The sequence below is a fragment of the Planctomycetota bacterium genome, assembly GCA_035574235.1.
In the GTDB taxonomy this organism is placed as follows: domain Bacteria; phylum Planctomycetota; class MHYJ01; order MHYJ01; family JACPRB01; genus DATLZA01.
In genome coordinates this window covers 21,173-31,244 of record DATLZA010000199.1, presented here as the reverse complement: position 1 = coordinate 31,244, position 10,072 = coordinate 21,173, and the positions used below count along the sequence as shown (strand labels likewise).

Sequence of the window (10,072 nt, the reverse complement as noted above, 5' to 3'; positions counted from 1 at the left end):
CGCGAGCGTGCCGATCGGCCGCCCGCCGAGGCTGCGGACGCGCTCGGCGACGTCGTCCACGATCTCGTTGAGCTCCCCGTACTGTTCGTCGAAGAACTTGTGCAGGTCGTTGAACTGGGGGCCCGTGACGTTCCAGTGGTAGTTGCGCGTCTTCGTGTAGAGCACCGCCTCGTCCGCCAGAAGCGCGTTCAGGATTTCCGACACGGCGGCGCGGTTCTTTTCCGAAAGCCCGATCTCGACGTTCATCATCCCTCCCGTTCGAAGGAGCCGATCATTCCGCGGGCGAACCCAAAGGTCCGCGGGTGACTCCTAAAACGCTCGAGGCGCGCAATTCCTTCCACAAAACGTGGCCGTCGCCGCGACCGGCCAGAAGCTCGCGGTAGGCGCGCACGAGGCGGCGGGCGGCGGAGGCGTCCTCGCCGAGCAGCTCCAGGCGGAACCAGCGGACGCCGCGCTCGAGGAGCCCCCGGACGTACGGCGAGGCGCTCTGGGGCACGGCGTTGTAGACGGTGTTGCGGCAGCCGACGTCCGCGCGGACGGGATGGGCCATGCCCGCGCGGTCCCGCAGTTCCACCCGGTGACGGTCGCAGGGGCGGCCGCAGTCGGTGCTGTCCTTGCCCGTCGAAAGGAAGGCGGCGAAGACGCAGTGCTCCATGTGAAACATGGGCATGTGCTGATGCACCACGACCTCGGCGCGGCCGGGGTCGACGCGCTCAAGGAGCGCCTGAAGCTGCTCCCAGGTGAGGTCGTAGCTCGGCACGAAACGCTCCAGGCCGCGGGAAAGGAGGGTCTCCGCCGCCAGCTCGTTGGCCACGTTGAGCGAGAAGTCGCCGGCGAGGATCGCCCCGGGCGCCTCGCGCCGGTAGAAGTCCAGGTGCGCCGTCGAGCGCACGAGGAAGCCGTCCCCTCCGGCCCCCAGGAGGGAGCGGAGAATTCCGAGCTCCCCCGGCTTGTGGACCCGCGGCGGGGCCAGAAGGATCCGCGCCCCCGCGGCGCGCGCGCCGGAGGCCGCCTCCCGGTAGCGGCGGATGTCCTCGAAGTCGCAGGCCACGAAGCGGATCCCCTCCTCGAGCGCGGCCGCCAGCTGTTCGAGGGAGCGGCAGAGGACGACCAGGCGCGGTTCCCCCGGAGCGGTCCTCGGCGGCGTTCGCCGGAGGCGGCCGAGCGCCCCGGGCCGGATCTCGCACGTCCGGCTCCGCCGCCGCGCCTCCGCCAGCTCCTCGGCGAGCCTCCGGCGCAGGTCGTTGAGGCGGCTCACGGGGAGCATCACGGAACCCAGGCGGACGTCGAGCCCGCGCAGCTCGAAGGGGGTTTGTCCCAGGCGCCCCAGATGCTCGCGCAGGTATTCCGCCGTGAGGGGGCGCGTGTGGGCCGGCTGGAGCGGGCCCGCCTCGCCGCGGACCGAGCGTTCGCCGTCCGTGAAGGTCACGCGCAGGCGCCCGTCGCATTCCTCGACCACGGCGTCCACCGGGACGCGCGTTCCCGTGCGCTCGAAGGTGGCGCGGAGCCCGCGGTTGATCGCCGGGTCGTCCGTCTTCCAGACCTTCCAGCCCGGGCGGGGCGGAGGAACGCCGCGGACTTCGAATTCGACGACGTCGGGAGCGTCGGCCGTTTCGACGCGCCGTCCGTCCCGCCAGAGGTGGAGCACCCGGCCGCCGGGCTCGTCCGCCTCGGGATTCCCGAAGTCGAAGACCACGCCGTCGCCGGGCTTGAGGGGGGCCTGAAGCGTCACTTCCGCGCGGCGCCCGCGGACGGCGGAGACGCGGCCGAGGAAGAGTCCCCGCTTGCGGGGGGAGCGTCCTTCGACGAGCGCCTGATGGTTGACGCCCGAGAGGAAGCCGTGGGAGAAGCCGCGGGAGAAGACCTGGCGGAGGGCCAGTTCCTCGTCGCGCGACAGGGGGACGGCCTCGTCCACGGCCTTGCGGTAGGCGCGGGTGGCGGCGGCGACGTACTCGGCGCTCTTGAGGCGGCCTTCGATCTTGATGGAGTCGACGAGCCCCGCGAGTTCCGGCACGAGGTCGGGGGCCGCCAGGTCCAGAGGCGACAGGAGGTACCGCCGGTCCCCCAGGTCCCGCGGCGCGCCGTCCACGACGAGCTCGTAGGGGAGGCGGCAGGCCTGGGCGCAGGCCCCGCGGTTGGCGGAACGGCCCCCGAGGGCTTCGCTCGTGAGGCACTGTCCCGAGTAGGCCACGCAGAGGGCTCCGTGAACGAAGACTTCGAGGGACATGTCGGTGGCGGCCCGGATGCGGCGGATCTCCTCGATCGAGAGTTCGCGCGCCAGGATGACGCGGGAGAAGCCCAGTTCGCGGAGGAGCCCCATCTGCTCGGCGCAGGTGGTCGTGGTTTGGGTGCTCGCGTGGAGGGGCACTCCGGGGGCCATTTCGCGCAGGAGCCGGGCGATTCCGAGGTCCTGAAGGATGAAGGCGTCGGGTCCTGCGGCGAGGATCCGCTCGAGGAGCCGTTCGGCCTCGTCGAGTTCGTTCGAGAAGACGAGGGTGTTGAAGGCGACGTATCCGCGCACGCCGCGCAGGCGCAGGAAGGAGAAGAGGTCCGGCAGCTCTTCCGGGGCGAAGTTGCGGGCCCGGGCGCGGGCGTTGAACTTCTGGACCCCGAAGTACACCGCGTCGGCGCCGTTCTCGACGGCCGCGCGGACGCACTCGAAGTCGCCCGCCGGGGCGAGGACCTCGGGCCGGGCGCGCGCGGGAATGGACCCCGCGGCCCCCGGCGCGGGAGCCGTTCGCATGGGCGATACTATACGCGCGCCGGACGGGGCGGCGCAAGACCCTAACGCCGCTTCCGGGGACCGACGTCCGAAAGATCGATCGGGCGGAATCCGAGGCGCAGGGCGGGCGACTCGGGGCGCAGCCGGAAGTCGTCTTTTCCGGGATCGACGAAGAGCGGGTCGGCCACCACGGATTCGGCGTCCTGCCCGAGGGCCCGCCATTCTTCGAGCGACAGGCCGCCGAAACTCACGGGTTTTCCTTCGGTCTGGAAGTAGACGTTCCGGTCGAACCGGTAGCCGTGGCCCACCTTGTCGGAATAGCCCCGGCGGAAGAGCGTCCCTTCCGTCCAGACTACGATGTTGCGCTCGAAGGTGAACGAGAGGTGCGGCTCGTGGCGGCTCCGGCCGATCTGCGCCTCGCGCGCGAAGGCGAAAATGTTGTTCCTCACCACGTTCTCTTTCCCGTAGTGCTGATGAAAGCCGCCGTCCTTGGTCCGGTAGACGACGTTGTCCTCCGCGAGGATGCCGGTCGAGCCCTCGTCGAAATAAATGCCCCAGCCGCCGTACGCGAAGGAGTCCACGTCGTGGATGAGGTTGTTCCGCACCACCGTGCCGGGCGAGGGCCCCAGCGTGTAGATGCCGCCCATGTCGGACAGCACCCGCTGCCCGATGCGGTGGATGTGGTTGCGCTCGATCCGATTGTCCCGCGCGGGGCTGTCGCGGTAGCCCCAGATCCAGCCCACCGAGATCCCCGTGTAGAAGAAGTCGCGGATGAGGTTGTGGGCGACGACGTTGCCGCCGCTGTGGAGGACGAGGATTCCCACGGCGCTGTGCCAGATCCGCCCGCCCTCCTCGATCCGGTTGTCCGTGATGACGTTCTCCCGCGCGGGGTTCTCGCGCGAGCCGGCGCTTCCGACCCGGATGCCCCCGCCTCCGAGGTCGCGCAGGACGTTGCCGCGGATTTCGATCCGGGAGCATCCCGGGCCGATCTCGACCGCGTAGCCTCCCACCTGGGAAATCTCCCCGTCCTCGAGGGCGCAGGATTCGGCGTGCGCGAAGCGGATCGCGGCCGTGGCGGTCACCGCGGCCTGCGAGGGGCCGGCCAGCTCCGGATCCCGCGAGGACGGCGGACAGACGGCGTCCGCGTGGGCGAACGAGAGCCCTCTCAGGCGGATGTGGCGGGCGCCCTCGAAGCGCACCAGTTCCTGAAGCCGCGGAACGAAGGCCTCCAGGGTCTCCGGATCCTCCTCTCCCTCGAGGGGCAGGTAATGGATCGTGCCGTGCCGCCGGTCCCAGTACCACTCGCCCGGCCGCTCCAGGGCCTCGAAGACGTTTTCCACGTAGAAGCGGGCGGGACGGGCGTCGTGCGCTTCGGTCAGGCGCCGGATGCTCCGGCGGCCGAAGGAGACGATCCGCTCCGATTCGTCCACCGCCGTGACGGGCAGGTGCTCGTCATGCCAGAAGTGAAGCGCCACGACCTCCACGTCCTCGAGATTGGCCCATGAAGAGCGGAGCTGCCCGGGGGCGAACCGGAATCGGCGCGCGCCGGCGTCGATGCCGCGTCCGGCGTCCAGGACCTCGGCGATCGTGTAGAACCCTTCCTTGGGCAGCCGCGCTCGGGGGCGGCGCCGGCCGCGGACGAAAAGCTGGCGCGTTTCGGGAGACTCCGCGGTCCAGGCCGGACGTCCGTGGACGTCGCTCCGCCGCCAGCCCGAAAGCCGGATTCCGCCGCTCAGGACCGGCTTTTCGCCGGGATAGGCGGCGAAGACCACAGGGGCCTGCGCCGTTCCCGAATCCTCCGGGCCGAAGAGAAGAGGCTTGTCCAGAACGTACGTTCCGCCCCGCACCAAGACGGTCACGGGCTTTCCGGCCCGCCGGGCCCGGGCCGCGTCGCGCGCCCGTTCGAGGCTGGCGAAGGGGCGTTCGAAGGTTCCCGGCCCGGCGTCGTCGCCGCCCGGGGCCACGCAGTATTCCGCCTCGGGCCGGTCCTGCGGAACGGCCAGAAGCGCCAGGATCAGAAGCGCGCGCATCGCCGATTTCTCCCGAGTGAAGTCCCGCCCCCGACCGGTCGATAGAGCTTACAAGGATCACGAAACGGGGCGCACGACCCGATCGACCGGCCCGCGCCCGGATCGCCGGGCCGCACGGCGGCCTGGGCGACGGGGAGGCCGGAAGCCTTCGCTCGCGGCGTGGGCCCGCTGGAGGTGGGAAGGATGTCGAAGATGCCGTTCGAGCTGGAAGGGCACGAGGCGGTGGACGGCGGGGTGCTTCTCGTTTTCCGCTGCATCGCGTGCGGGGCGCCGGTGAGGCTGGTCATTCCGGATAAGGATACGCTCCAGGAGCGTTATCCGATGGCGTGTCCCTGCGGGGCGGAGGCGAACCTGATGTTCGGCGCCCCGAGCGTCGGACGGGCCATTCTGCGGCGGCTCAAGCGGTCCGTGGGCGAGCCGCACGCCTGCCGCTCGCCCCTGCTGAATTAGCTACCGTTCGAAGGCGACGCGGCCGCCGACGGCCGTGACCTCCGCCCGGAGCTTGCGGAACCGTTCGGGCGGACACCCGAGGAAGTCCCCGGAGAGGATCGCGAAGTCGGCGAGCTTGCCGGGCTCGATCGAGCCGCGGCGGTCCTCCTCGCCGAGAAGCCGCGCCGCGTCGATCGTCATCATCCGAAGCGCCTCCGGGCGGGTGACGCCCTGCTCGGGGGCGATCACGCGGCCCCCTTCGGTCGTCCGCCGGATCGCCACGTCCATCGTGAGGAACGGGTTGAACGGGTTCATCGCCCCGTCCGGGTCCAGACCGAACATGTGATCCGTGTTGATGGCGACCGTGACTCCGCCGTCGAGCCAGGCGCGCAGGCCGAGGAAGCGCGCCAGGCGTTCCTCTCCGAGGGCCTCGCGCAGGGCGTCGCCGTCCTTGTAGAACCACGCCGGTTGGGTGTCCACGCGCACTCCGAGGCGCGCCGCGCGACGGACCAGGGCGGCGTCGGGGAAGTAGGCGTGGATGAGCGTGAACGGCCGGCCGCGGAACGGCGCCTCCGCGGCCGCGGCCTCCACGGCGTCGAGAACGAGATCCACCCCCGCGTCGCCCGTCACGTGCGCGGACATGGGCCAGCCCAGCCGGTGTCCCGTGCGGATAAGGTCGCGGACCTGCGCGGGCGAGAGCGTCAGCGTCCCGCGGTAGGTCGGATCCGTGACGGCATAGAGCCGCGCCGCTCCGGGTCCGTAGGGTTCCCGCAGGTAGGCCGTCCCGATCAGGATCCCGCCGTCCACCGTGATCTTGAGCGGGCCCACGCGCAGCCAGTCGTCCCCCTCGCGGGGGCGGAACGGCAGCGATCGGATGAAGCGCTCCGCCCCTTCCGCGGAGCCCCCGGAATCCAGGAGGATCGTCACCTCGGCGCGCACGCGGAGTCGCCCTTCCTCCTTGAGCCGGCGGTAGCGCCCGTACCCTTCGAGCGAAGCCGCCCGTTCCGCCACGCTCGTGATTCCCACCTCGAGGTATTTGAGATGCACCTCCTCCAGGCGGCGGAGGATCTCGTCTTCGGAGACGGGACGGGTGGGAAGCCGGCGGAAGATGAGGCTCCGCAGATTCCGGAGGAGGCCCGTGGGCTCGCCCCGGGAGTCCTTCACGATCTCGCCCTCTGGCGGGGAAGGCGTATCCCGCGAGATGCCCAGCCGGCGCAGCCCCTCGGAGTTGACCACCTGGGCGTACGCGCCGTCGAAGACCGCGGGATGCCGGGGGGCGGCGGCGTCGAGCTCCTCCCGGGTGGGAAAGCGTTTCTCGCGCAGACGCGTGGGATAGGAGCGGGGGATCCGGATCCATTCGCCGTCCGGGAGGGAAGCGGCCTTGCGGCGAACCCAGTCCTGGACCTCCGCGATCGAGGAAAGCGGGGCGAACGGTTCCGCGGCCTCCTGGGCGGCGACCCCCAGGGCGTGGACGTGCGTGTCGATAAGGCCCGGGACGACGCTCCGCCCGGCCGCGTCGAGAATCCGTGTGGAAGGGCCGATGTATCGCCGGACGCCTTCGTCGGTGCCCACGTAGACGAACCGGCCTTCGCGGACCGCGAACGCCTGCGCCACGGTGAAGGCGCCGTCCACGGTGAGGATTCGTCCGTTCCGCACGACGAGGTCGGCCGGCTCCGGCGGGGCCTGGGCGGGAGCGGAGCACGCGGCGACGAGGAGCAGGCCGAAGGCGGGAATTCTCATGCCCCCAGGATACGCGGCGCGACGAGAAAGGGAAGAAGAAGGAGCCGGCGCCCGCGTCCGCGGCCGCCGGCTCCGATCCGTGCGGAGTTACTGGGGATCTTCGAAGGCGAAGCCCTTCCGGGCCGCCTGGGCGCGGACGGCGCGGCGGACCGCCTCGTCGAAGGCGCCGTCCGCGGTGAGATGGCGCCGGCGCATTTCCTCCTGAATGAAGCGCGCCCGCTCGACGTCCAGGCGGTTGATCTCCGCGCGGATCTCTTCGCGCTCCTTGCGGAGCCCGGCCAGATGGGCGCGGCGCTCCTCCAGGCTCATGCCGCGCATTTCGGCGGGAAGGTCCTCGTCGCGGATCTCTTCGAGCTTGAAGCCCTCCTTTTGAGAGGCGTCCACGAGGTCCCATTCCGCCGCCGCGTAGACGCCCTTGGCCTTCGCGAGCGCCCGCTCGGCGGCCACGGGGGCGCCCACCGCGGCGGTTTCCCGGTCCTGCTTCTCCTGGAGCTCCTTGCGGCGTTTTCCTTCGCCGCCGAAGGGCAGATAGGTCGCGTTGAGCTTGCGGTTGAGCTCCAGAAGCCGACCGTCCAGGGGCGTTTCGAGCGTCACCGCGCCGCCCGAGAGGTCGATCGTCATGTAGTGCCCGTCCGCCAGGGAAGCCACCTCCCGCCAGGTGCGCTCTTCCTCCGCCGACGGCCGCCCGCAGTAGATCGCGTTGACCATGATGCCCCGGGCGATGGCCTCCGGAACGGTCTTCGTATAAAGAAGCTCCGGGCGGCCCTGGGCGGCGGTTTCGTTGCCGACGACAAAGATGATCTTCAGGGCCTTGGGATCGGAGCTCCAGGGCATGCGCTCGACCGCCTGGCGGACGGCCCAGCCGACCCATTCGTCTCCGCCCATGTCCACTTTGAAGGTCAGGAGGTTCTCGTACATCCGGTCGAGGTCCCCGTCCAGGGGGAAGAGCTTGAGGTCCTGGTCGGCGCTGCCGTAGCCGATGAGGCCGATGCGAAGGAGCGGCGAGGGCTTGGCGGTGGCGATTTCGTTGACGATCGACCACACTTTGCGCTTGGCGGTTTCGATGACCTGCTGCATGCTGCCGGAGCGGTCGACGCAGAAGACGAGATCGATCGGCCGGGGCGTTTCGCGGTCCTGGACCCCCAGGGTCAGGGCGGCGGCAAGAACGAGCGCGTGCATGGCGGCCTCCTTTTCGGGATCGTTCGCCCCTTCGACGCGGCGGGGGGCGCGGCGGTTCCCGAAAAAGGGATGCCCGGAAGGATCGCGGTCTGGTACAGTGAGCGGCGCGATGATCCGCCTGACGGGCGTGAAGAAGGGATACGGGGGACGCCTCGTTCTGGAGATTCCCCGCCTGGAAATCCCGGCGGGGGCCCAGCGCGTGATCACCGGGACGAGCGGTTCGGGGAAGACGACGCTCCTGAACCTGATCGGGGGGCTTGCGGTTCCCGACGCGGGAGAGGTCGAGGTCGCCGGCCAGGCGCTCCACCGGATGTCGGAGGTCGAACGGGACCGGTTCCGCGCCCGTCACGTAGGGTTCGTCTTTCAGACCTTCAACCTGCTGCCGGGATTCACGGCCCTGGAGAACGTGCTTCTGGGGATGCTGTTCGCCGGACGGCCGGACCGCGCGCGGGCCGAAGCGTCCCTGGAGCGCGTGGGGCTCGGGGCGGAACGCGGGCGCCTGCCGGGGGAGCTTTCCGTGGGCCAGCAGCAGCGGGTGGCCATCGCGCGCGCGGTCGTCCACCGGCCGCAGGTCCTCCTGGCCGACGAGCCGACGGGGAACCTCGATCCCCGGACGGGCGATTCGATCGTGGAGCTCCTCAAGGACGTCTGCCGGGAGGCGGGGACGACGCTGGTTCTCGTGACGCACCAGCCGCACGTCATGGAACGCTTTAAGGACGTGGTGGATCTCTCATGCATCTCGGGACCCTCGTCTGGCGCAATCTCTCCCGTCGGGGCCTGAGCACGACGCTGACGGCGTCCTCGGTGGCGCTGGGGGTGTCCGTCGTCGTGGCGGTCCTGGCGCTTCATGCCCGGGGCGGGGAGGCGTTCCGTCAGAGCGCCTTCGGATGCGACCTCGTCGTGGGCGGCAAGGGGAGCGCGGTCCAGCTTGTCCTCAATTCGCTCTTTCATCTCGATCGGTCGCCGGGGAATCTCGCGTGGGATCGATACCGGGAGCTGGCGGCGCACCGGGGCGTGGCCTGGGCGGTGCCGATCGCGGTGGGGGATTCCTATCGGGGATTCCGCGTGGTGGGGACCACGGACCGTTTCTTCAGGGATTTCCGGCCGCGGCCCGACCGGGCGTTCGAAATCGAGGGACGGGTGTTCCGGTTCGATCCGGCGCGTCTGGAGCGGACGATGGCGGGGGAGCCGGGGGACGGCCCTTTCGAGGCGGTGGTGGGGGCGGCGGCGGCGCGGCGGGCGGGGTTGGGGCTCGGGGCCCGGTTCCGGGTGGCCCATGGAGTGGAGGGCGAAGGGGAGGAGCACGGGGAGACGTGGACGGTAGTGGGGGTTCTGCGGCCGACGGGAACGCCCCACGATCGGGCGATCTTCATCAACCTCGACAGCTTCTACGCCACGGAGGGGCACGAGGCGCGGCCGGAGATCTCGGCGGCGCTCGTCAAGGCCAAGAGCGAGGGGACGGCCTATCAGCTGGAGCATGACCTCAACCGGCGGCCGGAGGTCGTGGCGGCGGCCCCCGGGCGGGTGGTGGGGGAGCTCCTGGAGCTGGTGGGCAAGGTGGACCTTCTTCTTCTGGCGGTGGCGGGGCTCGTGGTCGTGGTGGCGGCGGGGTCGATTCTGGTTTCGCTCTACGCTTCGATGGCGGAGCGGCGGCGTTCGATCGCGATCCTGAGGGCGCTGGGCGCGCCGCGGGCGGCGATTTTCCGCCTGATGATTTTCGAGTCCGTGACGCTGTGCCTGCTCGGCGGAGCGGGGGGGATTCTCCTGGGGCATCTCCTGGCGGCGGCGGCGGGACGGGCGCTGGCAGCCTGGGCGGGCGTCGAGATGGCGGCCTTCGGTTTTCTTCCGGAGGAGCTGGGGATCCTGGGGGGCGTTCTGGTTCTGGGCGTTCTGGCGGGGTTGCTCCCGGCGTGGGCGGCCTATCGCATGGAGGTGACGGAGGGGTTGAACCCGACGTCGTAGAAAAGAACGG

The 10,072-nt window shown here is 70.6% G+C and carries 8 protein-coding genes; 3 read left to right on the top strand and 5 right to left on the bottom strand.

Going from position 1 to position 10,072, the window contains the following annotated elements; all coding sequences use genetic code 11:
• The 3 genes from VNO22_18675 to VNO22_18665 all read right to left on the bottom strand — a co-directional run.
• The coding region (locus VNO22_18675) for a ferritin-like domain-containing protein (GenBank protein ID HXG63403.1) at positions 1–249 on the bottom strand (249 nt) is incomplete at its 3' end.
• A gap of 22 nt (positions 250–271) precedes the next feature.
• Positions 272–2,743: a DUF3656 domain-containing protein gene (locus VNO22_18670; protein ID HXG63402.1), complete on the bottom strand. Its 2,472-nt coding sequence runs from the start codon at positions 2,741–2,743 to the stop codon at positions 272–274.
• A gap of 41 nt (positions 2,744–2,784) precedes the next feature.
• Complete coding sequence (locus VNO22_18665; GenBank protein HXG63401.1) at positions 2,785–4,752, bottom strand: right-handed parallel beta-helix repeat-containing protein; 1,968 nt, start codon at positions 4,750–4,752, stop codon at positions 2,785–2,787.
• Between the two features lie 192 nt (positions 4,753–4,944).
• Between VNO22_18665 and VNO22_18660 the strand changes: the two genes are divergently transcribed.
• The gene (locus VNO22_18660; protein ID HXG63400.1) at positions 4,945–5,202 is read left to right on the top strand and encodes a hypothetical protein; all 258 of its coding nucleotides are present in this window, start codon (positions 4,945–4,947) and stop codon (positions 5,200–5,202) included.
• Here the strand turns inward: VNO22_18660 and VNO22_18655 are convergent, their stop codons facing one another.
• Both VNO22_18655 and VNO22_18650 read right to left on the bottom strand, forming a co-directional pair.
• A complete protein-coding gene (locus VNO22_18655) occupies positions 5,203–6,921 on the bottom strand; it encodes an amidohydrolase (GenBank protein ID HXG63399.1) in 1,719 nt (572 codons plus the stop codon).
• 87 nt (positions 6,922–7,008) lie between these two features.
• Positions 7,009–8,100 carry a VWA domain-containing protein gene (locus VNO22_18650; protein HXG63398.1) on the bottom strand — a complete coding sequence of 364 codons (1,092 nt, stop codon included), beginning with the start codon at positions 8,098–8,100 and terminating at the stop codon, positions 7,009–7,011.
• Positions 8,101–8,209: 109 nt separating this feature from the next.
• Between VNO22_18650 and VNO22_18645 the strand changes: the two genes are divergently transcribed.
• Both VNO22_18645 and VNO22_18640 read left to right on the top strand, forming a co-directional pair.
• Positions 8,210–8,881, top strand: coding sequence for an ABC transporter ATP-binding protein (locus VNO22_18645; GenBank protein HXG63397.1), 672 nt, complete (start codon positions 8,210–8,212; stop codon positions 8,879–8,881).
• Positions 8,833–10,062, top strand: coding sequence for an ABC transporter permease (locus VNO22_18640; GenBank protein HXG63396.1), 1,230 nt, complete (start codon positions 8,833–8,835; stop codon positions 10,060–10,062). Before VNO22_18645 ends, VNO22_18640 begins: the two co-directional genes overlap by 49 nt.
• Positions 10,063–10,072 lie beyond the last annotated feature (10 nt).

What these genes read in the sequence shown, in the direction of transcription:
- VNO22_18645 (HXG63397.1), top strand. Translation starts at nt 8,210, where the DNA reads ATGATCCGCCTGACGGGCGTGAAGAAGGGATACGGGGGACGCCTCGTT.
- VNO22_18660 (HXG63400.1), top strand. Translation starts at nt 4,945, where the DNA reads ATGCCGTTCGAGCTGGAAGGGCACGAGGCGGTGGACGGCGGGGTGCTT.
- VNO22_18655 (HXG63399.1), bottom strand. Translation starts at nt 6,921, where the DNA reads ATGAGAATTCCCGCCTTCGGCCTGCTCCTCGTCGCCGCGTGCTCCGCT.
- VNO22_18665 (HXG63401.1), bottom strand. Translation starts at nt 4,752, where the DNA reads ATGCGCGCGCTTCTGATCCTGGCGCTTCTGGCCGTTCCGCAGGACCGG.
- VNO22_18640 (HXG63396.1), top strand. Translation starts at nt 8,833, where the DNA reads ATGCATCTCGGGACCCTCGTCTGGCGCAATCTCTCCCGTCGGGGCCTG.
- VNO22_18670 (HXG63402.1), bottom strand. Translation starts at nt 2,743, where the DNA reads ATGCGAACGGCTCCCGCGCCGGGGGCCGCGGGGTCCATTCCCGCGCGC.
- VNO22_18650 (HXG63398.1), bottom strand. Translation starts at nt 8,100, where the DNA reads ATGCACGCGCTCGTTCTTGCCGCCGCCCTGACCCTGGGGGTCCAGGAC.